19 protein-coding genes are annotated in these 26907 nt (G+C 66.8%); 17 read left to right on the top strand and 2 right to left on the bottom strand.

Annotated elements, in window-relative coordinates; all coding sequences use genetic code 11:
* Window positions 1–265 precede the first annotated feature (265 nt).
* The 15 genes from AOK15_RS10945 (at window position 266) to AOK15_RS10885 (ending at window position 22933) form a co-directional block, all read left to right on the top strand.
* Window positions 266–2917: a valine--tRNA ligase gene (locus AOK15_RS10945; protein ID WP_055515347.1), complete on the top strand. Its 2652-nt coding sequence runs from the start codon at window positions 266–268 to the stop codon at window positions 2915–2917.
* Between the two features lie 286 nt (window positions 2918–3203).
* The gene (gene folC, locus AOK15_RS10940; RefSeq protein ID WP_055515345.1) at window positions 3204–4712 is read left to right on the top strand and encodes a bifunctional tetrahydrofolate synthase/dihydrofolate synthase; all 1509 of its coding nucleotides are present in this window, start codon (window positions 3204–3206) and stop codon (window positions 4710–4712) included.
* Between the two features lie 8 nt (window positions 4713–4720).
* On the top strand, window positions 4721–5056 hold the full coding sequence (locus tag AOK15_RS10935; protein WP_055515343.1) for a DUF4233 domain-containing protein: 336 nt from the start codon (window positions 4721–4723) through the stop codon (window positions 5054–5056).
* Window positions 5057–5131: 75 nt separating this feature from the next.
* On the top strand, window positions 5132–5545 hold the full coding sequence (gene ndk, locus AOK15_RS10930; RefSeq protein ID WP_055515342.1) for a nucleoside-diphosphate kinase: 414 nt from the start codon (window positions 5132–5134) through the stop codon (window positions 5543–5545).
* Window positions 5546–5926: 381 nt separating this feature from the next.
* Entirely contained in the window at window positions 5927–6946 is a 1020-nt protein-coding gene (locus tag AOK15_RS10925; protein ID WP_004931372.1) for a rod shape-determining protein, read from the top strand.
* Window positions 6947–7120: 174 nt separating this feature from the next.
* Entirely contained in the window at window positions 7121–8071 is a 951-nt protein-coding gene (gene mreC, locus AOK15_RS10920) for a rod shape-determining protein MreC (RefSeq protein ID WP_055515340.1), read from the top strand.
* Between the two features lie 28 nt (window positions 8072–8099).
* Complete coding sequence (mreD, locus tag AOK15_RS10915; RefSeq protein ID WP_055515338.1) at window positions 8100–8771, top strand: rod shape-determining protein MreD; 672 nt, start codon at window positions 8100–8102, stop codon at window positions 8769–8771.
* Window positions 8772–8908: 137 nt separating this feature from the next.
* The gene (gene mrdA, locus AOK15_RS10910; protein WP_055515336.1) at window positions 8909–11362 is read left to right on the top strand and encodes a penicillin-binding protein 2; all 2454 of its coding nucleotides are present in this window, start codon (window positions 8909–8911) and stop codon (window positions 11360–11362) included.
* Complete coding sequence (rodA, locus tag AOK15_RS10905; RefSeq protein WP_055515334.1) at window positions 11362–12558, top strand: rod shape-determining protein RodA; 1197 nt, start codon at window positions 11362–11364, stop codon at window positions 12556–12558. The genes mrdA and rodA overlap by 1 nt, the downstream gene beginning before the upstream one ends.
* A gap of 100 nt (window positions 12559–12658) precedes the next feature.
* On the top strand, window positions 12659–14275 hold the full coding sequence (locus tag AOK15_RS10900; RefSeq protein ID WP_055515332.1) for a CYTH and CHAD domain-containing protein: 1617 nt from the start codon (window positions 12659–12661) through the stop codon (window positions 14273–14275).
* 97 nt (window positions 14276–14372) lie between these two features.
* Complete coding sequence (locus tag AOK15_RS10895; RefSeq protein ID WP_055515330.1) at window positions 14373–16331, top strand: TIGR03960 family B12-binding radical SAM protein; 1959 nt, start codon at window positions 14373–14375, stop codon at window positions 16329–16331.
* Window positions 16332–16553: 222 nt separating this feature from the next.
* Complete coding sequence (locus AOK15_RS41915; RefSeq protein ID WP_240508380.1) at window positions 16554–16880, top strand: hypothetical protein; 327 nt, start codon at window positions 16554–16556, stop codon at window positions 16878–16880.
* Window positions 16881–17061: 181 nt separating this feature from the next.
* Window positions 17062–17652 (top strand): SMI1/KNR4 family protein, encoded by a 591-nt coding sequence (locus tag AOK15_RS10890; RefSeq protein WP_055515328.1) that lies wholly within the window; start codon window positions 17062–17064, stop codon window positions 17650–17652.
* A gap of 624 nt (window positions 17653–18276) precedes the next feature.
* Entirely contained in the window at window positions 18277–21843 is a 3567-nt protein-coding gene (locus AOK15_RS43795) for an NACHT domain-containing protein (RefSeq protein ID WP_167738807.1), read from the top strand.
* Between the two features lie 175 nt (window positions 21844–22018).
* A complete protein-coding gene (locus tag AOK15_RS10885; protein ID WP_055515326.1) occupies window positions 22019–22933 on the top strand; it encodes a phosphotransferase enzyme family protein in 915 nt (304 codons plus the stop codon).
* Window positions 22934–22936: 3 nt separating this feature from the next.
* Here AOK15_RS10885 and AOK15_RS10880 read toward each other — a convergent pair whose 3' ends face one another.
* Complete coding sequence (locus AOK15_RS10880; protein WP_055515323.1) at window positions 22937–24310, bottom strand: NsdA family TPR-like regulatory protein; 1374 nt, start codon at window positions 24308–24310, stop codon at window positions 22937–22939.
* Between the two features lie 206 nt (window positions 24311–24516).
* Here AOK15_RS10880 and AOK15_RS10875 point away from each other — a divergent pair, with 206 nt between their 5' ends.
* Together AOK15_RS10875 and AOK15_RS10870 are read left to right on the top strand one after the other, a co-directional pair.
* Window positions 24517–25074 carry an ATP-binding protein gene (locus tag AOK15_RS10875; RefSeq protein ID WP_079058407.1) on the top strand — a complete coding sequence of 186 codons (558 nt, stop codon included), beginning with the start codon at window positions 24517–24519 and terminating at the stop codon, window positions 25072–25074.
* A gap of 327 nt (window positions 25075–25401) precedes the next feature.
* Entirely contained in the window at window positions 25402–25701 is a 300-nt protein-coding gene (locus AOK15_RS10870; RefSeq protein ID WP_055515320.1) for a hypothetical protein, read from the top strand.
* 410 nt (window positions 25702–26111) lie between these two features.
* On the opposite strand, the gene AOK15_RS10865 is transcribed toward AOK15_RS10870, so the two are convergent.
* Window positions 26112–26891, bottom strand: a complete 780-nt coding sequence (locus AOK15_RS10865) for a GntR family transcriptional regulator (protein ID WP_055515318.1) — start codon at window positions 26889–26891, stop codon at window positions 26112–26114.
* Window positions 26892–26907 lie beyond the last annotated feature (16 nt).

Here is a 26907-nt window from a genome sequence, read left to right as displayed (position 1 = left end):
TGCTGCGGGTAGCCGTAGCCGGGCTGGGGGGCGGCCTGCGGCTGCTGCTGGCCGTAGGGGCCCGGCTGACCGTACGGCCCGGGCTGCTGGGGCTGCCCGCCGTACGGGCCCGGCTGGTTGTGACTCATGGTCTGGGTTCCCCTCCAGATGCTTATGTGTTCCTGACATCCTGGCGCAAAGTCGATGGGCGCCCCGCACCGGGGGTCACACCGTTACCGAAGAATCGAGTTTCGGGACCACCCCGTGACACCCCTAAACTGAGCGCGTGACCGAGAACGCTCAGCAGCAGCCTCCAGCGCCCGCCACCGATCTGCCGACCCAGTACGCGCCGGCCGATGTAGAGGGGACGCTGTACGAGCGCTGGGTAGAGAAGGGTTACTTCGAGGCGGACGAGAAGAGCGACAAGCCCCCGTACACCATCGTCATCCCGCCGCCGAACGTCACGGGCAGCCTGCACCTGGGCCACGCCTTCGAACACACCCTCATCGACGCCCTCACGCGCCGCAAGCGCATGCAGGGGTACGAGACGCTGTGGCAGCCCGGCATGGACCACGCCGGCATCGCCACGCAGAACGTCGTCGAGCGCGAGCTGGGCAAGGAGGGCAAGTCCCGGCACGACCTCGGCCGTGAGGCGTTCGTCGAGCGCGTCTGGCAGTGGAAGGGCGAGTCCGGCGGCCAGATCAGCGGCCAGATGCGCCGCCTCGGCGACGGCGTCGCCTGGTCGCGTGAGCGCTTCACCATGGACGAGGGCCTGTCCCAGGCCGTCCAGACCATCTTCAAGCGCCTCTACGACGACGAACTGATCTACCGCGCCGAGCGCATCATCAACTGGTGCCCGCGCTGCCTGACGGCCATCTCGGACATCGAGGTCGAGTACCAGGACGACGACGGTGAGCTCGTCTCGATGAAGTACGGCGAGGGCGACGAGACGATCGTCGTCGCCACGACCCGAGCCGAGACGATGCTCGGTGACACGGCCGTCGCCGTCCACCCCGACGACGAGCGGTACAAGCACCTGGTCGGCAAGCTCATCAAGCTGCCGCTGACCGAGCGGTCCATCCCGGTCGTCGCCGACACACACGTCGACCCCGAGTTCGGCACCGGCGCCGTCAAGGTCACCCCGGCGCACGACCCGAACGACTTCGAGATCGGCCGGCGGCACGACCTGCCGGCCATCACGATCATGGACGAGCACGCGGTCATCACCGCCCACGGCCCCTTCCAGGGCCTGGACCGTCTGGAGGCCCGCTCGGCCATCGTCGCCGCGCTGCGCGCCGAGGGCCGGATCGTCGCCGAGAAGCGGCCGTACGTCCACTCCGTCGGCCACTGCTCGCGCTGCAAGACCACGATCGAGCCGCGCCTGTCCATGCAGTGGTGGGTCAAGGTCGGCCCGCTCGCCAAGGCGGCCGGTGACGCCGTCCGCGACGGCCGCGTCAAGATCCACCCCCAGGAGATGGAGAAGCGGTACTTCGACTGGGTCGACAACCTCCACGACTGGTGCATCTCGCGGCAGTTGTGGTGGGGCCACCGGATTCCGGTCTGGTACGGCCCGAACGGCGAGGTCGTCTGCGTCGGCCCCGACGAGGAGCCGCCGCGCGGCGAGGGCTGGCGTCAGGACACCGACGTCCTCGACACCTGGTTCTCGTCGGGCCTGTGGCCCTTCTCGACCCTCGGCTGGCCCGAACAGACGGAATCGCTGGCGAAGTTCTACCCGAACTCCGTCCTGGTCACCGGCTACGACATCCTCTTCTTCTGGGTCGCCCGGATGATGATGTTCGGCCTGTACGCGATGGACGGCACCCCGCCGTTCCACACCATCGCCCTCCACGGCATGGTCCGCGACCAGTTCGGCAAGAAGATGTCGAAGTCCTTCGGCAACGCGGTCAACCCGCTGGACTGGATGGACAAGTACGGCAGCGACGCGCTGAGGTTCACGCTCGCCCGTGGTGCGAACCCCGGTGTCGACGTCCCGATCGGCGAGGACTGGGTCCAGGGCTCGCGTAACTTCGCCAACAAGATCTGGAACGCGACGCGCTTCGCGCTGATGAACGGCGCGACGGTGGAGGGACCGCTGCCGGAGCCGTCGGCGATGTCGGCCACGGACCGCTGGATTCTGTCCCGCCTCAACTCCGTCGTCTCGGAAGTTGACGGGTACTACGAGGACTTCCAGTTCGCGAAGCTGTCCGACGCGCTGTTCCACTTCGCGTGGGACGAGGTCTTCGACTGGTACGTCGAGCTGTCCAAGACCACGTTCCAGGCGGGCGGCGAGCCGGCCGAGGTCAGCAAGCGGGTCCTGGGCGAGGTCCTCGACGTCACCCTGAAGCTGCTGCACCCGATCGTCCCGTTCGTCACGGACACCCTGTGGACGACGCTGACCGGCGGTGAGTCCCTCGTCGTCGCCGACTGGCCGAAGGCGGTGTCCGTTCCGGGCGCCGACACTTCGGGCGGTTTCCGCGACGACGCCGCCGAGCGGGAGATCGAGCTGGTCCAGCAGGTCGTCACCGAGGTCCGCCGCTTCCGCGCCGACCAGGGTCTCCAGCCCGGCCAGCGCGTCCCGGCCCGCCTCACCCTCGACGGCACGGCGCTCGCCCCGCACGAGGCGGCGATCCGCCAGCTGCTCCGCCTCCAGCCCGAGGACGAGGGCTTCTCGGCGACGGCGACCCTGCCGGTCGCCGGGACCGAGGTCGCGCTGGACCTCTCCGGTGTGATCGACGTCGCCGCCGAGCGCAAGCGGCTCGCGAAGGACCTCGCCGCCGCGGAGAAGGAGAAGGCCCAGGCCACGGCCAAGCTGGGCAACGAGGCGTTCCTCGCGAAGGCCCCGGACCAGGTGGTCGACAAGATCCGCGGCCGCCTCGCCAAGGCCGACGAGGACATCACCCGCATCACCGCCCAACTGCAGCGGTTGCCGAAGGAGTAGCCGCTCGCAGGTCCGTGAAAACCCTCGGTGCCCCTGGGCGCCGGGGGTTTCCGCTTGCCGGGGCGGGCCGCGCGACTCGGCGCTCACGATGCGCCGCCCGCGCCCACCTGTGCCGCCCCAGCGGCACGACTGCCCGCATCTGGAGAGGGCGACTTGCCGCTGCCGGACTCAGGGGACGCCGGCAACCGCGCGGGCAACCACTACGCGCCCGCGGCCGCCACACGACCCGCATCCCCGAGCTGAGAGGCGCCCCGGTCAGGCGAAGCCCCACCCGTAGACTGGCCCCGTGAGCGAACGCAGTGAGCAGCAGCCCGACCCGATCGACCCCTTCGAGGAGATCATCGCCGCCGAGACGGACCGTGACCCGGACCTCGCGGTGATCGAGGCCGGCAGCCGCACCCTGCGTGCGCAGGGCGGCGCCCCCCAGTCCGACGTGCCGTCGCGGCCGGCCGACCCGGAGGTCGACAAGGCACTGCGCGAGGTCGAGGCCGACCTCGCGACGCGCTGGGGCGAGACCAAGCTGGAGCCGTCGGTCCAGCGGATCGCCGCGCTGATGGACGTCCTCGGCGAGCCGCAGCGGTCGTACCCCTCGATCCACATCACCGGCACCAACGGCAAGACCTCCACCGCCCGCATGATCGAAGCCCTGCTCGGTGCCTTCGACCTGCGTACCGGCCGCTACACCTCCCCGCACGTCCAGTCGATCACCGAGCGCATCAGCCTGGACGGCGCCCCGATCTCCGCCGAGCGGTTCGTCGAGACGTACCAGGACATCAAGCCGTACGTCGAGATGGTGGACGGCTCCCAGGAGTACCGGCTCTCCTTCTTCGAGGTGCTCACCGGCATGGCGTACGCCGCCTTCGCCGACGCGCCGGTCGACGTGGCCGTCGTCGAGGTCGGGATGGGCGGTTCCTGGGACGCCACCAACGTCATCGACGGGGACGTCGCCGTCATCACCCCCATCGACCTGGACCACACCGACCGGCTGGGCTCGACGCCCGCCGAGATCGCCGGGGAGAAGTCCGGGGTCATCAAGCAGGACGCGACCGTGATCCTCGCGCAGCAGCCGGTCGACGCGGCGCAGGTGATGCTGAAGAAGGCCGTGGAGGTCGACGCGACCGTGGCCCGCGAGGGCCTGGAGTTCGGGGTCGTCTCGCGGCAGGTCGCCGTCGGCGGACAGATGCTCACCCTGCGCGGCCTCGGCGGCGAGTACCCCGAGCTGTACCTCCCGCTGCACGGCCCCTACCAGGCGCACAACGCGGCCGTCGCCCTGGCCGCAGTCGAGGCGTTCTTCGGCGTCGGGTCGCAGCGGCCGGAACCGCTGGACGCGGAGACGGTCCGCAAGGCGTTCGCGTCGGTGTCGTCGCCGGGCCGGCTGGAGGTCGTACGGCGGTCCCCGACCGTCGTGCTGGACGCGGCGCACAATCCGGCGGGCGCGCTGGCCACGGCCGAGGCGGTCGGTGAGGCGTTCGACTTCAGCCGGCTCATCGGGGTCGTGGGCGCGAGCGGCGACAAGAACGTACGGGGTGTCCTGGAGGCCTTCGAACCGATCTTCGCCGAGGTCGTGATCACCCAGAACTCCAGCCACCGCGCGATGGACGCCGACGAACTGGCGGCGGTCGCGGTGGAGGTCTTCGGCGACGAGCGCGTGCAGGTCGAGCCGCGGCTGCCGGACGCCCTGGAGGCGGCGATCACGCTCGCCGAGGAGGAGGGCGAGTTCGCAGGCGCCGGTGTCCTCGTCACCGGTTCCGTCATCACCGTCGGCGAGGCCCGGCTGCTGCTGGGGAAGGGCTGATCTCACCCATGCGTACCCTGTGTGCTTCCACCCTGATCGGCGAGTTCTTCGTGATCGGCTTCGCCGGGCTGGTCGCCATGAAGGACCCGGACCTGGCCATGTCGACGGTCTGGACGGTCAGCGGTGTCGCGATGTTCCTGTGCGTCGTGCTGTGCGGGCTGATCACCCGGCCCGGCGGTGTCCAGCTGGGCTGGGCGCTGCAGATCGCGCTGATCCTGTCCGGCTTCTACGTGCCGACCATGTTCTTCATGGGCGCGGTGTTCGCGGCCCTGTGGTGGGCGTCCGTCCACTTCGGCCGCAAGGTCGACGAGGCGAAGGCGCGGTTCGCGGCCCAGGCCTCCTGACGCTGCGTAACGCCCGGTCGGGCCCGCCCTGTAGCCTCTGAGCTCCGCACGCCTGTGAACGAAGGAGTCCCCACCGTGAGCCAGCGCACCCTCGTCCTCCTCAAGCCCGACGCCGTCCGGCGTGGCCTGACCGGCGAGATCATCAGCCGAATCGAGCGTAAGGCCGGCTGGCGCATCACCGCGCTGGAACTGCGGACACTGGACCAGGAGACCCTGGAGCAGCACTACGGCGAGCACAAGGGCAAGCCGTTCTACGAGCCGCTGGTGGAGTTCATGTCCTCCGGTCCGGTCGTGGCGCTGATCGTCGAGGGCGAGCGCGTCATCGAGGGCGTGCGCGCGCTGGCCGGTCCGACCGACCCGATCGCCGCGGCCCCCGGCTCCATCCGTGGTGACTACGGCGTCATCGTCCGCGAGAACCTCATCCACGCCTCCGACTCCGAGGAATCGGCCGAGCGCGAGGTCAAGATCTTCTTCCCCGGCCGGGCGTAGTACTCTTCGCGGCGGCGGGGGCGGTGACGTCCGCTCGCCCCCACCGTCCTTGTCCCACCGCGGTATCCGGCCACCACCCACACGGCCTACTCCCCGCCCGACCTGCCGAACCACCGAACCGCCGAAAGCACGGCAGTTCAACGGCATATGCGTGGCGTTCGGGGGAACGCGCACCCCCGATGGCTCGTCTCCACAGGCGAGGCGGCGCATCGCATGCCCACAATGGCGAAGACCCTCGCGCAGTGTTCGTGCGGGCGAGACTACGATGTAAGCCTTCACGTCACAGCACCCACTTCGCCGACCCGTAAAAGCCCTGAAACGCACTCAAAAGCCCTCAGCGCTCTACCAGGGAAGGCCAGACGAATCCTGATGGGGAACTCAATGTCGTTCATCGGCCGTGACATGGCTGTCGACCTCGGGACCGCCAACACGCTGGTGTACGTCAGGGGTCGCGGGATCGTACTGAACGAGCCGTCCGTCGTCGCGATCAACACCAACACCGGTGGCATCCTCGCGGTCGGCGCGGAAGCGAAGAAGATGATCGGGCGGACGCCCGGCAACATCGTTGCCGTACGGCCGCTGAAGGACGGTGTGATCGCCGACTTCGAGATCACCGAGCGGATGCTCCGCTACTTCATCCTGAAGATCCACAAGCGGCGCTATCTCGCCCGGCCCCGGGTCGTCGTCTGCGTGCCCTCCGGTATCACCGGTGTCGAGCGGCGCGCCGTCATCGAGGCGTCCTCCCAGGCCGGCGCGCGTCAGGTGCACATCATCGAGGAGCCCATGGCCGCGGCCATCGGCTCCGGCCTGCCGGTCCACGAGGCCACGGGCAACATGGTGGTGGACATCGGCGGCGGCACCACGGAGGTCGCGGTCATCTCCCTCGGCGGCATCGTCACCGCCCAGTCCATCCGCGTCGCGGGCGACGAGTTGGACAACGCGATCATCCAGCACATCAAGAAGGAGTACAGCCTCCTCCTCGGTGAGCGGACAGCCGAACAGATCAAGATCACGATCGGTTCGGCGTACGACCTCGACGCTGACGAGCACACCGAAATCCGCGGCCGGGACCTGGTGTCCGGGCTGCCCAAGACCGTCGTCATCTCCGCCGCGGAAGTGCGGAAGGCGATCGAAGAACCCGTCAACGCCATCGTGGATGCCGTGAAGACGACCCTCGACAAATGCCCGCCGGAACTCTCCGGCGACATCATGGACCGCGGCATCGTCCTCACCGGCGGTGGCGCTCTGCTCCGCGGACTGGACGAGCGGCTGCGCCGTGAGACCGGTATGCCGATCCATATCGCCGAGGACCCGCTGGACAGTGTGGCGCTCGGTTCCGGCAAGTGCGTCGAGGAGTTCGAGGCGTTGCAGCAGGTGCTCGACGCCCAGCCCCGCAGATGACGTAACGCTTCGATTCCGCCGTACGAGACGATCTCCTCTCGTACGGCGGATCGTTGATATTGAGGCATAAGCTCCACAAAGCGCCCCTCCGGTTCCCGTCCCAGGGAATCCCAGGGGCTACCCGAATTCCCCAATTCCTGTCGAATTCCTATGAGGAAGGCACGGCCGCCGCACGTGAGGGACACACGAGAGAGCCGGCTGCTCCTGGTGCTGCTGATCGCCGTAGCGTTCGCGCTGATCACGGTGGACATCCGCGGCGGGGAGGACTCACCGGTCGACGGTGCCCGACGTGCCGCGGCCACCGTCTTCGGCCCGATCGAGGACGGGGTGTCGACCGCCGTCGACCCGATCGGCAACGCCATAAGCGCGGTCCGCGCATCCGGATCCCGCCACGACCGCCTCGCCGCCCTGGAGAAGGAGAACGCGGAGCTGAAGGCGTCGCTCGGCAGCGGCGACCGCAACCGCAGCAGGGTGCGCCAGCTCGACAAGATGCTCAAGAGCGCCGCGGGCGGCCAGTACGGCATCAAGGGCGCCGAGGTCATCGCCATAGGGGCGGCCCAGGGCTTCTCCTGGACCGTCACCATCGACATCGGCACCAACGACGGCATCACCCGCGACATGACCGTCCTCAACGGCGACGGACTCGTCGGCCGCGTCACCACCGTCGGCCCGAACACCGCGACGGTCCTCCTCGCCAACGACCCCGACTTCACCGTCGGCACCCGGATGGAGGCCACCGACGAACTCGGCTTCGCCTCCGGCCAGGGCGACCGTCCGCTGCGTGTCGAACTCCTCAACGGCAAGGCCAAGGTGAAGGCGGGCGACCGCCTCGTCACCTTCGGCTCCCAGGCCGACAAGCCGTTCGTGCCCGGCGTCCCCGTCGGCGTCGTCTCCCGCGTCGACCCCTCCGGCGGCGACCTCACCCGCACCATCTACGTCAAGCCGTACGTCGCCTTCACCCAGCTCGACATCGTCGGCGTCGTCGTCAAGCCGCCCCGCAAGGACCCCCGCGACACGGTGCTCCCGGAGAAGCCGAAGCCCACCCCGCGGCCGACCGTGACGGTCACCGTCACCCCGGGCGCGAACCAGCCCGGCGACGTTGCCGACGGGCAGCAAGAGCAGTAGACGTAGGACAGTAGGAGCTGACCTTTTCATGCGCTTCAACCGGATGCTGCTCTCCACCACCCTGGTGATCGTCGCCCTGGTGATCCAGGTGAGCGTCCTCGCCAGGCTCCATCTGCCGGGCGCCGTACCCGACCTGGTGCTCCTCACCGTCCTCGGCCTCGCCCTGGTGTACGGCCACGTCGGCGGCGCCCTCATCGGATTCGGCGCCGGACTGCTGTCCGACCTCGCCCCACCCGCCGACCACGCCGCCGGACGGTACGCCCTCGTCCTCTGCGTCATCGGCTACCTCGCGGGCCTCGCCAAGCCCGAGACGGGTCGCCTGAAGTCCGCCACCGGGCCGATGGTCGTGGTCGTCGTCGCCGCGCTCGGCGCCACCCTGCTGTACGCCGGGGTCGGCGCCCTCGTCGGCGACGACGCCGCACGCCACGTCGGCCTGCCCAGCCTGCTGTTCACGGCCGCGCTCTACGACCTGCTGCTCGCGCCGTTCGTCGTCCCCGGCATCATGGCGCTCGCCCGGCGCGCCGAGAACGACCCGCTCGCCGAGACCAACAACGCGGCCAAGGCCGCCGACGTCTCCGCCGGCTGGCTGTCCTCCGGCACCGGCCTGCGCATCGGCGGCCAGCGCGGCGGCCTGCGCATGAAGGCGGCCCGCTCACGGGTGGCCCGCGCGGGCCGCATCAAGGGGGTCAAGCGACTGTGAGGGGACGTCAGAGAACCCGCGGAACCGCCGCCGCGCCGGTCGGCCACCGTCTCGCGCACCCGTCGGGAACCGATCACCGGCGAGCGGTGTACTCCATGTACCGGCATCACCGGTCCACGCACTGAGAGGGGGAGACAGTGACCAACATCCCGGAGACCGGGCGGACGCCACGGGTCCAGATCCGGCTCGTCATCATCCAGATCCTCGTCTTCTCCCTCCTCGGTACCCTCGGCGGCCGCCTCTGGTACCTCCAGATCCGCGAGGGCGACGCCTACGCCAAGGAGGCCTCCGGCAACCACGTCCAGCAGGTCGTCCAGCCCGCCGTGCGCGGCTCGATCCTGGACGCGCGCGGAGTGCCCATCGCGGACAACGAGACACGGCTCGTCGTCTCCGCCTCCCGCACCGAGCTGCTGAAGATGGACGACGACGGCAAGGGCGTCCTCACCAAGCTCGCCGGCGTCCTGGGCATGAAGCCCCAGGAAGTCATGGACAAGGTCCGGCTGTGCGACTCCGAGACCCCCCAGCCCTGCTGGAACGGCTCGCCCTACCAGCCGATCCCCATCACCGACGAGGCCACCGCCAAGCAGGCCCTCCAGATCCGCGAGCGCTCCGAGGACTTCCCCGGCATCACCGCCGAACCCCAGGCCGTCCGGCGGTACGCCAGCCCCGGCGGCTCCAACACCGCGCAGGTCCTCGGCTATCTCTCGCCGGTCACCGACGAGGAGATCACCAAGGCGCAGGACACCGACTCGCCGTATCTGCGCTCCGACCAGGTCGGCCGCTCCGGACTGGAGCGGCAGTACGACAAGGAGCTGCGCGGCAAGGCCGGCGTCACCCGCTACGAGGTGGACAACCTCGGCCGCGTCATCGGTGAGGCCGAGGCCGACCCCGCGCGGCCCGGCGCCAACCTGGTCACCAGCATCGACGCCCGCGTGCAGCGCATCGCCGAGTACGAGCTCAACGAGGCGATGAAGGAAGCCCGCAAGCAGATGGACCGGAACACCGGCACCCACTACAAGGCCGACTCCGGAGCCGTCGTCGTCATGGAGGCCAAGACCGGCCGTGTCGTCGCCATGGCCTCCAACCCGGACTACGACCCGAACGCCTGGGTCGGCGGCATCTCCGCCAAGGACTACGCCAAGCTCACCGGCAAGAAGTCCAACTACCCGCTGCTGAACCGCGCGATCCAGGGCCAGTCCGCCCCCGGTTCCGTCTTCAAGGTCGTCCCGACCGCCGCCGCGGTCAACGCGGGCTACTCCTTCAACGGCCCCTACGAGTGCTCCAGTTCGTACTCCATCGGCGGCCAGGTCTTCAAGAACTTCGAGTCCAAGGGATACGGCGCGATCAGCCTCGGCCGCGCCCTGGAGGTCTCCTGCGACACCGTCTTCTACCGTCTCTCCCACGAGGAGTGGAAGCGCGACGGCGGCACCAAGCCGAAGAAGAACGCCAAGGACTGGTTCTACAAGACGGCCCACCAGTTCGGCCTCGGCGCCGAGACCGGCATCGACCTGCCCAACGAGGTCACCGGCCGCATCCCGGACCGCAAGTGGAAGCAGGACTACTGGAAGGCCAACAAGGACGCCTGGTGCAAGTACGGCAAGAAGGGCGGATCGTACGCCGAGCAGATCGCGTACGAGAACTGCCTCGAAGGCAACCGCATGCGCGCCGGTGACTCGGTCAACTACTCCATCGGCCAGGGCGACACCCTCGTCACCCCCATCCAGATGGCCACCATCTACGCCGCCATCTCCAACGGCGGCACCCTGTACGACCCCACCGTCGGCAAGGCCGTCATCAGCGCCGACGGCAAGCACGTACAGGAGATCGCGCCGAAGTCGCACGGCAAGCTCCCCATGACGAAGCAGACCCGCGACGAGATGGACCAAGCCCTCGAGGGAGTCGCCACCCGCGGTACGGCAGCCTGGCGTTTCCAGGGCTGGCCGCAGGACGAGATCCCGATGCACGCCAAGACCGGTACCGCCGAGGTCTACGGCAAGCAGACGACCTCGTGGTTCACGACGTACACCAAGGACTACGCGATCGTCATGACGATCTCCCAGGGTGGTACGGGCTCCGGCGCCTCGGCACCCGCCGTGCGCAAGCTCTACAACGCGCTCTACGGCGTCTCCGAGGACGGCAAGATCGACAAGCGGAAGGCACTGCTGCCGACCCCGCAGAAGAAGCTGCCGAAGATCGAGTCCGACGGTTCGATCGACGCCCCGAAGGTGGACACGTACCCGCCGAAGAAGACCAAGGAGGAACAGGCCGCCGAGGACGCCCAGACGCTGGCCGCGGGGCCGGGCGCCCTCCCGGTCTCCTTCGAGCCGGGTGCAGGGGCCGTGATCGCCGCCCCGGGCGCATGGGCCACCGTCACCCAGCGAGGCGACGACACCGCGGTCGCCGACCCCCCGGCCGCGATCGTCAGCACACGCGGCGGCCAGGGCAATCGCGCGGCGCGACGGCGTAGCCGGTGCGGCAGCGCCCCGAACGGGCGCGGAGAACTGCGCGGCCGGCGACGGCGGTGCCCCAACCGACCGACGACGGCACGTCTCGCCACCCCCGGCGGAGCGTTCACGGGGAGGATGTCCTGATGGCCGGCAACAGCTTCTCCGTCTCCGGGTACGGGCCCGAACGCTCCGGCTGGACCCGGCTGTTCGCCCGTGACTCGCTCGCCCGCAGGCTCGACTGGCCGATACTGTTCTCGGCCATCGCGCTCTCCCTGATCGGCGCGGCCCTCGTCTACTCAGCGACCCGCAACCGCACCGAGCTCAACCAGGGCGACCCGTACTACTTCCTCCTCCGGCACCTGCTCAACACCGGCATCGGCTTCGGCCTGATGATCGGCACGGTCTGGCTCGGCCACCGCACCCTGCGCACCGCCGTACCGATCCTCTACGGCATCTCGGTCGTACTGATCCTGCTGGTGCTGACCCCGCTCGGCGCGACCATCAACGGCGCCCACGCGTGGATCGTCATCGGTGGCGGCTTCTCGCTCCAGCCCTCCGAGTTCGTGAAGATCACGATCATCCTGGGGATGGCGATGCTGCTGGCGGCGCGGGTCGACGCCGGCGACAAACCGCACCCGGACCATCGCACCGTCGTCCAGGCCCTCGGGCTCGCCGCCGCCCCGATACTGATCGTGCTGCTCATGCCCGACCTCGGCTCGGTCATGGTCATGGTGGTCATCGTGCTGGGGGTGCTGCTCACCTCCGGCGCCTCCAACCGGTGGATCTTCGGTCTCATCGGCACCGGCGCGCTCGGCGCGATCGCCGTCTGGCAGCTCGGGGTGCTCGACGAGTACCAGATCAACCGGTTCGCGGCGTTCGCCAACCCCGAGCTGGACCCGGCGGGCGTGGGCTACAACACCAACCAGGCCCGGATCGCCATCGGCTCCGGCGGGCTGCTCGGCACCGGCCTGTTCAAGGGGTCGCAGACCACCGGGCAGTTCGTGCCGGAGCAGCAGACCGACTTCGTCTTCACGGTGGCGGGGGAGGAGCTGGGCTTCGTCGGAGCCGGGCTGATCATCCTGCTGCTGGGTGTCGTCCTGTGGCGTGCCTGCCGGATCGCCCGCGAGACCACCGAGCTGTACGGCACGATCGTCGCCGGCGGCATCATCGCCTGGTTCGCCTTCCAGGCCTTCGAGAACATCGGGATGACCCTCGGCATCATGCCGGTCGCCGGTCTGCCCCTGCCGTTCGTGTCGTACGGAGGATCGTCGATGTTCGCGGTGTGGGTGGCGGTGGGGTTGCTGCAGTCGATCAGAGTGGAGCGGCCCATGTCGGCGTAGCCGCGCACGCCGCGAAGGCCCTAAGTGGACGACGGCCCACGTGCCCCCTCAGGGTGCGCGTGGGCTGCCCTTTTGCCGCGGCTCCGACTAGATTCGGTTCATGGCGGACACGAAGCGCGAGATCGAGCGGAAGTACGAGTCCGACGAGAGCGGCCTGCCCGATCTCACCGGTGTGGCCGGGGTCGCGTCGGTCATCGACAAGGGCGTGGCGGAGCTGGACGCCGTCTACTACGACACCCCCGACGAACGCCTCGCCGCCGCCTCGATCACCCTGCGCCGCCGTACCGGGGGAGACGACGCCGGCTGGCATCTGAAGTTTCCCGTCTCCTCGGGAGTGCGGGACGAGATCCGCGCCCCGCTGTCGGAGACCCTGCCCCGCGATCTGGCGGGGCTCGTGCGTTCCCGGGTCCGGGAGGCGGAGCTGGTGCCGCTGGTCCGCCTCCGGTCCACGCGTGACGTCAGGGACCTGCTCGACGCGGACGGCGCCCTCCTCGCCGAGGTCAGCGTGGACGCGGTGCACGCCGAGCGACTCACCGACGGCGGCCGCACCGCCCAGTGGTCCGAGATCGAGGTGGAGCTCGCGGACGACGGCGACCCGGCGTTCCTCGACAAGGTCGAGAAGAAGCTGCGCAAGGCGGGCGTACGCCCGTCCGCGTCACCGTCGAAGCTGGCGAGGGCCCTGCGGGAGACGGCGGCCGTCAAGAAGGACAAGGCGAAGAAGAGCAAGGCCGCGAAGGGCAAGGCCGCGAAGGACAAGGCCGCGAAGGACAAGGTCGCCAAGGGCAAGGGAACGAAGGGCAAGCAGGGGAAGAAGGGCAAGAAGGGCGGGGGTGGGTCGGGGAAGCCCGGCGGTGCCGCCGAGCACGTCCTCGCGTACATCCGCGTCCAGCGGGACGCCGTCGTCGAGCTCGACCCGGCCGTCCGCCGGGACCTCTTCGACTCCGTGCACAGCATGCGGGTGGCCACCCGCCGACTGCGGAGCACCTTCAAGTCGTACGGGAAGGTGCTGGACCGGACGGTCACCGACCCCATCGGCGAGGAACTGAAGTGGCTGGCGGGGGAGCTGGGCGTCGGCCGGGACCACGAGGTGCTGGCCGAGCGGGTGACCGAGGCGCTCGCCCAGATGCCCGAGAGCCTGGTCGTCGGCTCGGTCCGCACCCGGGTGCGGACATGGGTGGAGGCGGGGAGCAGCGGGTCCCGGCACGCCCTGATCGCCGCCCTGGACGGCGAGCGGTATCTGACGCTCCTGCGGACCCTGGACGCCGTGATCGCCGAGCCGCCGCTGTTGAAGGGGGCAGGGGGTGATCCGGAGAAGGTGATCGGTAAGGCGGTCTCGCGGGCCTTCGGCAAGGTGTCGGACCTGGTGGAGGAGGGCCTGGCCCAGCCGTCCGGCGCCGAGCGGGACCTCGCCATGCACGAGGCCCGCAAGAAGGGCAAGCGCGCCCGGTACGCGGCCGAGGCGGCGACCGGGCTCCTCGGCGCCCCCGCCAAGCAGCTCGTGCGGGACATGAAGTCCCTGCAGTCCCTCCTCGGCGACCACCAGGACAGCGTGATGGCCCGCGAGGCCCTGCGGGACCTGGCATTCCAGGCAGGACAGGCGGGCGAGAGCTCCTTCACGTACGGGGTGCTGTACGGCAGGGAGGAGCGCAGGGCGGAGCTGGCGGAGGCGGCGTTGCCGGAGGCGTGGCGCACGATCACGGCCGACAGCGCCTTCTGAGGAGGCCGGGTGCGGTGAACGCCGGCGTGCGAGGGGTGGCTCCCGGGGCGTTACGCTAGATGGTCACCCCTGTCAGCTCACGAAGGTAATCCCCGCGATGTCTGTCGAGTCGGTCTTCCCACAGCTAGAGGCCCTGCTCCCGCATGTGCAGAAGCCGATCCAGTACGTGGGCGGTGAGCTCAACTCCACCGTCAAGGAGTGGGACGCCTGCGACGTGCGCTGGGCGCTCATGTACCCGGACGCGTACGAGGTCGGTCTGCCCAACCAGGGCGTCATGATCCTTTACGAGGTCCTCAACGAGCGCGAGGGCGTCCTGGCCGAGCGCACCTACAGCGTGTGGCCCGACCTCGAGCAGCTGATGCGTGACCACGAGGTGCCGCAGTTCACGGTGGACAGCCACCGCCCCGTGAAGGCGTTCGACGTGTTCGGTCTGTCCTTCTCCACGGAGCTGGGCTACACGAACATGCTGACCGCCCTGGACCTCGCCGGCATCCCGCTGGAGTCCAAGGACCGCACGCTGGACGACCCGATCGTCCTGGCCGGCGGCCACGCGGCCTTCAACCCTGAGCCGATCGCGGACTTCATCGACGCCGCGATCATCGGCGACGGTGAGCAGGCCGTCCTCGACATGACCGAGATCATCCGCGCCTGGAAGGCCGAGGGCCGCCCCGGTGGCCGCGAGGAGGTCCTGTTCCGCCTCGCGAAGACGGGCTCGGTGTACATCCCGGCGTTCTACGACGTCGAGTACCTCCCCGACGGCCGTATCGCCCGTGTGGTGCCGAACCGGTCGGGTGTGCCGTGGCGGGTGTCCAAGCACACGGTCATGGACCTGGACGAGTGGCCCTACCCGAAGCAGCCGCTCGTGCCGCTGGCCGAGACGGTCCATGAGCGCATGTCGGTGGAGATCTTCCGCGGCTGCACCCGCGGCTGCCGCTTCTGCCAGGCCGGCATGATCACCCGCCCGGTGCGCGAGCGGTCCATCACGGGCATCGGCGAGATGGTCGAGAAGGGCCTCAAGGCGACGGGCTTCGAAGAGGTCGGTCTGCTGTCCCTGTCGTCGGCGGACCACAGCGAGATCGGCGACATCGCGAAGGGCCTGGCGGACCGGTACGAGGAGGACAAGATCGGTCTGTCGCTCCCCTCGACCCGCGTGGACGCCTTCAACGTCGACCTGGCGAACGAGCTGACGCGCAACGGTCGCCGGTCCGGTCTGACGTTCGCGCCCGAGGGCGGCTCCGAGCGCATGCGCAAGGTCATCAACAAGATGGTCTCGGAAGAGGACCTGATCAGGACCGTCGCCACGGCCTACGGCAACGGCTGGCGCCAGGTGAAGCTGTACTTCATGTGCGGCCTGCCGACGGAGACCGACGACGACGTCCTCCAGATCGCCGACATGGCGATGAACGTGATCGCGAAGGGCCGTGAGGTCTCGCGGTCGAACGACATCCGCTGCACGGTGTCGATCGGCGGCTTCGTGCCGAAGCCCCACACCCCCTTCCAGTGGGCGCCGCAGCTCTCCGCCGAGGAGACGGACGCGCGCCTGGAGAAGCTCCGCGACAAGATCCGCGGCGACAAGAAGTACGGCCGCTCCATCGGCTTCCGCTACCACGACGGCAAGCCGGGCATCGTCGAGGGCCTGCTCTCGCGGGGCGACCGCCGTATCGGCGCCGTCATCCGCGCCGTCTACGAGGACGGCGGCCGCTTCGACGGCTGGCGTGAGCACTTCTCCTACGACCGCTGGATGAGCTGCGCCGACAAGGCCCTCGCCGACTTCGGCGTGGACGTCGACTGGTACACCACCCGCGAGCGCACCTACGAGGAGGTCCTGCCCTGGGACCACCTCGACTCCGGTCTCGACAAGGACTGGCTGTGGGAGGACTGGCAGGACGCCCTCGACGAGACGGAGGTCGAGGACTGCCGCTGGACGCCGTGCTTCGACTGCGGGGTGTGTCCGCAGTTCGACACATGGCCACAAACGGGCCCGACCGGCAAGAAGTTGCTTCCGCTGACGGTCAAGAAGGACGCTGCGACCAGCGGACACGGGCACGGGCACTGAGGTGAGTGAGGCGCTGCGGCGCATCGCGGATGCGCTGGCGGACGTGACGGAGGAGGAGGCTGCCGCCGTGCTTCGTGGGCTCGGTGCTCGCGGCGGGCGGCAGCGGACCTCACGGGATGCGCCTAGGACGCCGCTGCCGCCTCCTGGAGGCTCTTCGCGGGTTCTGTCAGAGGTGGAGTGGGTCTGACATGGTGCGGGTGACCGAGCGCTTCGGAGGTGCCCGTGACGGGCAGCGCTGACTTCGACGGTGACGGTGCGGTTGCCGAGTATCGGTCTGTGCGGGATGCACCTGTGGACCGCCGGTCGGTGCGCCGCGCCATGAGTGTGGATGTGCGCGGTGCTCACATCGGCTTGGTGGCGACCGCCATGGCGGTGGTGGTCGTCGCCACCCTGGGAAGCCTCGGATGGGCATGGACAATCGCAGGCTGTTTCGGTGCCTGGTACTCCATGGCGTTGTTGGTTGCGCGTCTGCGCGATTGGCGTGGATGGAACGCCGTGCGACGCGCGTACGTGGCGACGTTTGGCTGGGGAGACTACATCACGCCTTGAGCGCGGCGTCGGCGCCGCTGGCCTGGTGTACGCGCCGTTGCCGCCTCTTGGAGACTGCCTGCGGCCCTACTCCGAGGGTGGAGTGGGTCTGATGGCATTCGGGGTCTGCTTTTGTTGGCTGACCAGTTGCCCGCCGGATGGCCAGGGCGGAGTGTCGGTGCCTGGTGGTAACTGTTGGCGCATGGATGACGCGATCTCCGGTGTGATGGCCCTGCTGAGTGAAGCCTTTCCGGCGGAGTGTCGCTGTCGTCCTCTGGGCTGGGAAGCGCTCGGGGCCTGGGAGAGCAGGCACGGCGTGGTGTTGCCCGAGCCGTATCGCACCTTTGTGGCCGAGATCGCGAACGGGACGGATGAAGGCCCATGCGATGCGGGTGGTTTGTTGCCCCTGGGAGAGAAGCCGATCAGCTGGGTGTCCTGGGAGGCGGACTGCTGGATGAGCCCGGAACCGTTCGACGGCACCGCCGAACGCGTGCCCGGCCGGCCCTTCCCCCTGGAGGAGGAGTGGCAGTGGGAATACGACTACTACGATCACGCGCTCCACTCGTCCCTGCTGCACGGGACGTACCAGGACGGTTCAGTGCTGCTGGGGGCCGACGGAGTTGGTGATTACTGGACGTTGGTGGTGGCCGGGCCGCAGCGAGGGCGCGTGTGGTGGCTCCGTGACGGCTGCGCCACGCCTTACACCGGTTCTCTCACTGGGCAGCCGGAACACGGCTTCGCGAACTGGGTGAAGGACTGGCACGCTGCAAGCGGTTGGTGGTGCCCTGAGTAGAACGACCATCTGTTGTCCTGCTCTTGAAGGCTTCAGCCTTCCTCTGGGGCTGCGCTCGGAGTTGTGTCTCGGGGTGTGTCCGCAGTTCGACACATGGCCACAAACGGGCCCGACGGGTAAGAAGCTGCTGCCGCTGACGGTCAAGAAGGATGCTGCGACCAGCGGACACGGCCACTGACGTGAGTGACGCTTTACGCCGTATCGCCGATGTTCTGGCGGAGGCCAGTGAGGAAGAGGCTGTGGCCGTGCTGGGAGCGCTCGGGGTTTCGGGGCGACGGCAGCAGCCTGTACGGGATGTCCCGAGGACGCCGCTGCCGCCGCTTGGCGGCTCTACGAGCGTCCAGTGCGAGGTGGAGTGGGTCTAACCTGTCGGCCGCCTGAGGACTGCCTTCCTGTGCCTGCGAGTCCCCTCGTGGTCTGGGAGGGGACTCAGTCGCGCCTGACTTGGTCCCTGTGGTGGCGCTGCGAATGCGATCATACGGTTCGAGGGGCTACCGGGTGGCGTGGACGCTTCGGCCAGCTTCGGATCGGCTCAGTGAGGGGCGTGTCGGGTGATCATGCCGTTACTCGCGCTGAGTGTTGATCGACTCCCAAAATTCCGCCCGACACGTCACACTGGTCCGTGTGAAAAATCACACGCCTGCGCAACGCAAGGGATCCGCCGCCAAAGGGGCTACAGGTGGAGCCTCAAACGAGATTGGTGCGGTTCATCGAGCAGGTGTCGCTGCCCTTCTCGTCGTTCATGGGTTGAGAGGCGAGGGGGTGCCGTGGTTGTCATCGGCTGCATGCCCCGTTCGGATTCGGCTTGAGGCTGATACTTCCGTGGACGACGTCGTTGTGCATCTTGCCGACGACTCAAAGGCCTTCATACAGGCAAAGAACGCGAGCGGCCTGGACGCACCATTTAAATCGGCAGTGGAGCAGTGGTGTAGGGCTATCCAGGAAGGTCAGTGCTCGGACAAGGATCGGCTACTTTTCGTCGTTGCCGAACCTGCTCAAGTTTTGAGAGACCTAGCCCGCCACCTGCGGGACTTCCAGAATGGCGCATGCCCTACCAATGCGGCATCTACGAGCCTGGCGAAACTGCGAACTGAAATATCGAAACACGGGCTTTCAGAATCATCCACTGAGCTAGTGATGAAGTTGGCAGATATTCGTTTTATTGACGCTCGCGATCTAGGCCCGTATGAAGGACAGGGCGGGGCATGGCTTGATGCCTCCGTGGTCCAAGCAGGGTATGGCATGGCAGCTTTCAAAGCGCTGCGCGCCGCCGTACGTGACTCATCCGCATACAGGGAATCTTCCTCAGACCTGAATAAATGGCGAGACTGGCTTAAGCGCGCCACCATTCCACTCGTATCCGATACGGATGGAATATTGGCAGCCCGCCTACAGGCGGAAGATGAAGCTATTGCTTCATACCGTCAAGAATTGGCTAAATATTCTGACGTGCTCCCACTAGCCGACTTCAATTTCGGCGTGACCTCCCTTCCAGTGCCGGGGTTGGCAAAAGGACTCAAAGCGACGTACATCAACAGTGAAACCAAGGAGGACAAGGGAAGGCAAGACGAGAAAGGCCTTCTCAAGCTGATGCGCCGGGAGGGGCGCATCTTGTTGGTTGGCCGGCCCGGAGCGGGTAAATCAGTTGCCTTGAATTTGATAGCTGCAGAGTGGGCCGCAGCTTCCCATGCCCCTGTCCCCATCCGAGCGCGACTTGCTGATCTAGCACAGCAACTTCCTAGTAGCGGCCCGTACCGCCTTCCGGTGCAGGCATTCTGCATGAGCGCGACGAACGGAAGCGATCCGACACTCGAAAGTGCCTTGGCTCGGTACATTCAACGCGGCGAGGCACTCTTGCTATTGGATGGCCTGGATGAGGTACAGGGGAAGCAAGACGCCGTAATTGAGGCGATCGCCAACTCCCTAGAGGAATTTCCTGATTCAGTTGATGTAGTTATTAGTTCTCGCCATTCATCATCGGACGCCGCAGCCGCACTCGGCCTACCGGCACTTGAACTGGATGAGCCAGAGAATCTCGACGCAACGCTTAATCTTTTGTTGGAAAAACTAGCAGAAGCAAGAGGGACCCAAGCTTCAGAATGGCTCGACGCGCGCCGCTCCTTCATTGAAAAATCTCGGAAATCTGATCGCCCCCTCTGGGAAGTACCCCTACTGTCGACTCTGATGGTATTTCTACTAGCAGAGCGATCACCTAACTCCATGCCAGCGTCACGCGCTGGACTTCTCGTAGAGATTATTGAATCAAGTGTGTATCGCTGGGAATCCCGCCGAGCTACCACTGGCATTCCTGGAATTCAGGAATCGCTAACATCTCAGGTGCTTCTGGATTGTTACGACGACATTGCCCACCATGTCACACAGGGAAGCGCATCATGGAGCACTGTCCTAGAAGCGCTAGAAGCACGTCTGAGAGACTACTGGGGAAGACCTCCGGGAGAAGCGAGAGCAGCCGCCAAGGGGATCCTAAATCACTGGGACGCCACAGCCGGAGTATTTCTAACCGACTATCCATACGGAACGCTAACTGCGCGCACCAGGCTGTTTGCGGAGATCGGGGAAGCGCGATGGGTTATTAGAGACGAAGGTAGGGCAACTGAATGGCTAAAGGGTGCGGTTTCAGATTCCGAGCTAAGAGAGAGCGTGAGGCTGGCAGCAGGGCTTTCTTCGCCGGTGATTCAGCTATTGTGCGACTTGGCGATTGCGCAACGTGAAGATCTACTGGACCTTGCCCTCTCGGCGATCGAAGATGGTGCCGAGGTTGATCTAGATAGAGAGAACGCGATTAAGGACGCGCAAATAGAACGCGTTGGCAGCCTCCCATTGACTCCTCAGCATACGAGGATAGGCAACCTGAAAGTCCCCGGCCATTCGGCTGCCGCAAAACTCGCAGTACGTCTGGCCCGCACTAGATTGGAGGAGAATAGCAGACATAAGCTGATCGCTCGGACTAGCAGATTGGGAAGCTGGCAGACTTCTGTGGTCGAATCCCTGTCCCTAGCATGGAGAGCAGAACGTAACGGATTGAGACCGACGACCACTGAACTAGATCTTATGGAAGAAGCGCTACTCGGGGTGAATGAGGAGGAAGATTCCAAAAACAAGCCAGCGGGGTTGGATGACCTAGTGAAGTTCGCGATCCGGGAGCTTGTCCCAGCACGCCCCTCAACCGCGGTGAAAGTCGCCGCGGCAGCCTATAAGTGCCGTGTGAGCACCGCGAGTTACGCCGAGGATGCACTAACGAGACTTGGACACGAGGATTCAATAAAGAGGGCAAGGCCTGAGAGCTACTTTAAATTGCCAGAAAGCGCGAAGAAAGTCCTAAGCTCCTTGGGTGACTTCGACCGCGATACTCCCTTCAACCTAATGGCGCGCCTCAGTGATAATCCGATCACCCTCACGCCTATGCAAGCGTGGCATTTGGATGAGGCGGCAGCACTTGTACAGGCTGTGAACCTCAACTATGCGGGTATTGGGAATATCGGGCAAGCATTCACCGACTCTTCCTCAGTTACACTGAGACTCTTCCATGCCATAGCGCTGGCACGAAAGATTGACGTAGGGGCAGTTGTTGCAGAAATTATTTCCCTGAAAGGTGAGAATCCAGAACGTCCCGACTGGTGGATACTCGCGGTCCCTTGCCTGCGACGGCCGATACCTAACATGACTTCACCTGCTGGTTCCTCTTCCCTGATAATGGAAGCTTTCTCGACCGGCAACGACTGGCTGGCGGACTTGGCAGTGCAGCTTGCATGGGATGCAGATTTTCTTTCCGAAGAATGGAGGGACGATCTCGTGTCCTTGCTCCCAAGCCTACCGGCTAGCCTTCGACGATTGGCGGGAATTGTTATTGCTAAGCAGTGGCCCGCTACTTCTCCCCCTGCCGATGCGGCCACGCGATCAGGCTTCGCCAGAGTTACTGCTGCAAGACTTACTAATCAGCAATTCCCGGAGGGTGCAGTACGCCTATTGAAAGATCCAGGTCTACTTGTCCGAGAAGAGGCGGCGGAACTCCTGAAGGAGATTCCAGGAAGCGCCAAGGGGCCTCTAGTTGAGGCTCTCTCATTCCCGGCTACACAATGGACATGCATCGCTTGCGATCAGGTCTTCGATATTGAAGTGTCAGTTTGCCGGAATCGGCATAACCGCCCTGATCCGAGTGTCGTTGACTAGCGTTACACACTATTGGGTAACTCCAGATGTGGCTGAGTCGTAGATAGCCGGGTAGCGGCCGTCCTCGTCGTATGCCTTCCCCGGTACCGTCGACGTCGTGTCTGGCGTGCGTCGGGTTGGTCACCCGTGGGCGTGCGCTGGTTGATCGCGTGCGACTAGGGGAGCTGGTACGGGCATGACGGTTGACGCTGCTCGATCGGAAGAGGGGTTCACGTCGGGTGGGGCTACGCGGGTGATGGTCGCCGCGTGCCGGGCGGCTGGGCTCGACGACAGAGAAGCGGAGTTGATCAGGCTCGGGGAGAACGCGTTGTTCCGGCTGGCGTCGGCGCCGGTGATCGTGCGCGTGGCTCGTGGGCGGGAGTGGCTGCCCAAGGCACGTACAGAGGTGGCCGTTTCGCGGTGGCTGGCAGAGGAAGGGTTCCCCGCGGCGCGCATCGTCGAGGATCTTGAGCAGCCGCTCGTGATCGATGGTAACCCTGTGACCTTCTGGCATTTGATCGTCGAGGGTGATCGGAAGGCGACCTACGGGGAGCTGGGGGGCATCCTTCGGGATCTGCACGCCTTGACGGTGCCCAAGGGGCTTGAGCTGCCGTCGTTCGACCCCTTTGACAAGCAAGAGCTGCGGTTGGATCGGGCCGTGATTCCGCAGGACGACAAGGTGTTTCTGCGGAAGCGTTGGCGGGAGCTGCGGGACAAGTACGCCGAGCTGCGGTTCGAGACACCCAAGGGCCCTGTGCATGGGGACGCTCACGTGCAGAACCTCATGGTGGACGACCAGGGGCACGTGATCCTGATCGACTTCGAGGCCTTCTGCTTCGATCACCCTGAGTGGGATCTGATGGTCACGGCTGTTGAGCACCACAGTCTTGGATGGCAGACGGACGGGCAGTACGCCGACTTCGTGGCTGCGTACGGGCGAGACCTGTACGACTGGCACGGCTACGAGACACTGCGTGGCCTGCAAGAGTTCGGGATGACGACGTGGCTCATGCAGAACGTGCAGGAGGACGAGAAGACGGCGGCTGAGTATCGCCGGCGCATCGCTGGTCTGCGTAATGACGATGCGCCTCGGGACTGGCGGCCCTGGTAGTTGCTACTCGTCGTCTTCCAGGCGGGCGAGTGCGTCTTGCACCTGGTCGTTGAAGGCGGCCACGACCGGGTTCGCCGCGTGGATGCTCACCTCGGCCTGGAAGTCGGTGACGTAGCGCTGGAAGCGGGAAGACTGGAGGCTGTCTCCGCCGTCGACGGCCAGGCTGGCGGTTGTGACGGCGGCCTCCAGCTCGCCGTTCAGTAGGTGGCTCTGGGCGAGCACCATTCGGCAGAACCCGAGGGTGCGGGCGTACTTCGGGTCGGTGTCGTCGACCGCGCGCTGTGCGGCCTGGACCGACTCGCGGCGCATCTTGAGATCGCGGAAGCAGTGGGAGATCTCGCCCATGAGTTCGGCGGAGTCGAAGTACCCGAGCCATAGCGGGTCCTCGGCTCCGTCGGCACGCTCGAAGTAGCGCTCTGCTTCGTTCATCGCGCGTCCGGCCGCGACTGGGTCGCCTGCATTCGACAGTGCGCGGGCCTCCATCGCTGAGTTCAGCGCCATGGCTCGTGGGGTTGCCCGGCCCTTGGCGCCCTCGACGGCTGCGCGGGCAAGCTGGATGGCTTGGGCGTGGTTGCCGAGATAGTTGGCTTGGTGGCTGAGGTTGCCGAGTATACGGGAGCCGAACATGCGGTCGTCGATGACCTGCGACAGGCGCAGCGTGGATGTGAGATAGCGGTGGGCGAGTCGGTGGTTTCCGGTGTCGTACGCGGTCCATGCGAGCAACTGGGACACCTCGGCGGCGGCACCGAACAGCGCGGTGCCCACCTTCTCGCTGTAGCTGGCGTCCAGTAGGGGCAGGACTTCGTGGCGGAAGTAGTGGCGCAGTGCCTTGTGGCCGTGGCCTCCGCCGTACTTGAAGTCGAGCTGCATGAACATGTCGGCTGCGTCTCTGATCGCGCGCACGTCGCGCATCCCGACCCGCTGGTGACCTGGCCTGTCGGCCTGGACGCCGTCGGGACGCCCGATCATCCACGACAGGACGGCTGAACTGAGATCAGCATCCGCGACGGGCAGGGCATCGTCGGCCGGTGCCTCGACTCGCTCGTCGGCAAGTTCCCCCAGTACCGAGAGAACGTCGCTGACATCGCTCGGGTAGCTGACGGGCTGGGCAGCAGCCGTGCGGGACGGGCCGAAGAATCCCAGATCGCCGGGTGTGATGAGACGCCCTAACTTGGCGCTGAGCACGTCCGCCGCGATCGCTGCCGTCTGGGGCTGGATGCCTGCGCCGTCTCGCCATCGCTGCACGGCGACATGAGTCGTCCCGAGAGGGATGCCCCGTTGCGCTGCGGCATCGCGCATCCGCTTGGCGAGACCCTTGTTCGAGACTCCAGCCGCTTCCATGAGGGCGATCAACTGCGCGTTCGGCTCTCGGCTCATGCTCCCCTGCCAACCCGAGAATGACAGCGAGTGTTCATCGTGTCACAGCCGCACCTTCTTAGGGGTTCATTGATGAACCCCCTTCACGTTTGCCGGTGTTCACGTGAACCCCCTGGTGAACGCTCCCGGTCACAGCCTCTGCGTCGTTCACTGGTCGGCACAGTTCGGCGGGCTACAGGGCTCGTCAATGCTCGGGAGGGAATGCGGTGGAAACGCAGCAGAGCAAACGCCTGGCGAATGCCTCGGAGGTGCCTCCCCCGCGCCGCCGCTCGGCACATGACCCGTCCACTGGTCACTTCCGGGCGCTGACGCTCTTCGCCGAGTCACCGGACTGCGTCAAGGCCACGCGGGACCTGGTCCGCTCCTACCTGGAGACCTGGAAGTTGCCGCACGCGGTCGACGACTCGGTACTCATCGTGTCGGAGCTGGTCGGCAACGTCGTCCATCACGCGGTGCCGGATCAACGGCTCACGCTGCCGGGTGCTGCACGGCGTATCGATGTGTCGCTGATGACGTACCCGGAGCTGTTGATCATCGGCGTCGGTGATGAGGATTCGACTCCGCCTGAACTGGCGGCGGGTGAGTTCATCTCGCCCGAGTTGGCTGGTGACTTCTCCGAGGCGCTGCTCCCGGATCGGGGCCGTGGGCTGCTGATCGTTCAGCGCCTGGCTGACGCGGTGTGGTGGTCGCCCCGCAGCGGCGGGGGCAAGCACGTGTGGGCCCGCCTGGACCTTGAGCGGCTCTGGTCCGAACGGTGGGGCTGACAAACGCCGGGTCGCCGTGCCGGTCTGCTCCTACGCGATCGGGAGCGGACGGTGACCCGGAGTCGGGCCGGGACTGACCTTCCCTGGCCCAGAGGCGCGGCTCCCTTCAGATATCCGGGTTCCCCACCCGAGAAGGGGGCCGTGCCTCACAACCACATACCGAGACCGGGCCACCCCGTCAGCCGTGGAAAGCGAAGGGTGGCCCGGCAGGGGACGCGACGGTCCCCGGTGCCTGATGGTACCGGGGCCGTCGCGTTGCGTCGCTACTGGCCCTTGGATCACGGGAGTTGACGAACCATCACGTGAGATTGGGCTGAGGTGGATGCAGTGACGGGTGCGGGTGAGGACTGGCTGAGAGATGGGCTCGACGACGTGCGGGGAGTGGAGCCCGGTCTGTGGGTTCCGGGCGTCGACTACCTGGCGGGCTGGCGCGTAGCTCGGGAGTCCGCCGACCGCGTGAACCGCGCGTTGTTGGCCGCCGGTTTTGAGTTATCGGAGTCACGGGCGATTGCAGCGACCGACGAGGAGGGGCGCGGAGTCGTGCGGCTGGTGGCATGGCCCGATGCCGTGGACCGCCTCGCCGGGATCTTGGAGGCAGTCGCGGACGGCGACGGCGGTTCCCCATGAGTGGCGTTTTCGCTGATGAGCGGTGCGCGTGGGCACGTCGCCGGCCGCAGAGACTTTGGGCGGTAGCTGCCATGGGGCGAGTGAACAGGGGGCCTTACGCTCGCCCGGCGAATCGGGCAGGCACCTGCCCTGCCCGCGGTTGTGCCCGATGGGCCCCCTGTTCTTCGAGGCTCGCCCCATGGGAGCTGCCTAAAGTCTCGGTGGCCGTCGACCCCCGGCCGCGCAGACCCCGGCTCGTGACGGCCGGTCGACGCTCTACCTCCTCGGGCGGGCTGAGGTCGGGGGCGACCGGCGTCCGGACGGGACCGGCGGTCACGCCGCACGCCCGGCCGGGGCGGCCGGGCGTCCCGGCGCGCCGCAGGCGCGCCCTTGAGGAAGTGAAGACAGATTCGACCGATCGGTGTCGGTGCTCAGCTGCGGGTGCGCCGGGCGGGCTGTTTGTCGGCGGTAATCCGGTAGGCAAGTTCGGCACGGTCTGCGCCGATGCGGAGTTCTTCGAGGATCAGCGGGGTGTCGTCGGTGCCGCACGTGACTCGCGACAGATGCAGGACCGGGGTCGCGTCGGGCAGCCGCAACGCGGTGCGCTCGTCGGGAAGTGGCATGCGGGCGCGGACCGTCTCGGACCACCACAGCTCGTGTCCGGCCTTCGCCAGCATCGCGTACACGGTCGCGGGTTTGGTCTCCGGTGCTTCCGCGAGGTCGGGGACTGCATCCGCTGTGGCGAATGGGATCAGGGTGCGGTGCATGGCTCGGGTTCCGGTGGCGGGGTCGGTCAGAAGCCGGTCACAGCCGAAGAGTGCTTCCTCGGCTTCGAGTTCCAGCAGGTGTGCTGTGGCTTCGGTGGCGTGCGTGCGGTAGGTGCTTGGTTCTTCGGCCTGCTCCCACGTGGCCACACCGTGCAGCACGAAATGCGCCTCGGGCGTTCGTCCTACATGCCCCAAGAGGCTGACGACGGGTTGGGGCTCGGAGCGTACGAAACTGCCCTTGCCGTGCCGGACGTCGATCAGGCCTTCCGCGCGCAGAGCCGCGATCGCGTTGCGGACAGTCGGGCGCGAGACCTGATAGCGGGCCATGAGCTGTGCCTCGGATGGCAGCAGAGAAGCGGGCGCGAACTCTCCGGACAGGATCGCTTCGCGGATGGCGGCGGCGACCTGTTGGTACAGGGCTCCGGGGCGCTGGATCTCTGTCATCTCGACACCTTCGGGT

This window comes from Streptomyces ossamyceticus (assembly GCF_001418475.1).
In the GTDB taxonomy this organism is placed as follows: Bacteria; Actinomycetota; Actinomycetes; order Streptomycetales; family Streptomycetaceae; genus Streptomyces; species Streptomyces ossamyceticus.
This window is presented reverse-complemented; position numbering and strand designations above follow the sequence as displayed.

Coding starts and splice junctions, on each gene's coding strand:
- AOK15_RS10935 (WP_055515343.1), top strand. CDS start 4,721: ATGCGTACCCTGTGTGCTTCCACCCTGATCGGCGAGTTCTTCGTGATC.
- AOK15_RS10925 (WP_004931372.1), top strand. CDS start 5,927: ATGTCGTTCATCGGCCGTGACATGGCTGTCGACCTCGGGACCGCCAAC.
- mreD (WP_055515338.1), top strand. CDS start 8,100: ATGCGCTTCAACCGGATGCTGCTCTCCACCACCCTGGTGATCGTCGCC.
- rodA (WP_055515334.1), top strand. CDS start 11,362: ATGGCCGGCAACAGCTTCTCCGTCTCCGGGTACGGGCCCGAACGCTCC.
- AOK15_RS10900 (WP_055515332.1), top strand. CDS start 12,659: ATGGCGGACACGAAGCGCGAGATCGAGCGGAAGTACGAGTCCGACGAG.
- AOK15_RS10895 (WP_055515330.1), top strand. CDS start 14,373: ATGTCTGTCGAGTCGGTCTTCCCACAGCTAGAGGCCCTGCTCCCGCAT.
- AOK15_RS10890 (WP_055515328.1), top strand. CDS start 17,062: ATGGATGACGCGATCTCCGGTGTGATGGCCCTGCTGAGTGAAGCCTTT.
- AOK15_RS10885 (WP_055515326.1), top strand. CDS start 22,019: ATGACGGTTGACGCTGCTCGATCGGAAGAGGGGTTCACGTCGGGTGGG.
- AOK15_RS10880 (WP_055515323.1), bottom strand. CDS start 24,310: ATGAGCCGAGAGCCGAACGCGCAGTTGATCGCCCTCATGGAAGCGGCT.
- AOK15_RS10865 (WP_055515318.1), bottom strand. CDS start 26,891: ATGACAGAGATCCAGCGCCCCGGAGCCCTGTACCAACAGGTCGCCGCC.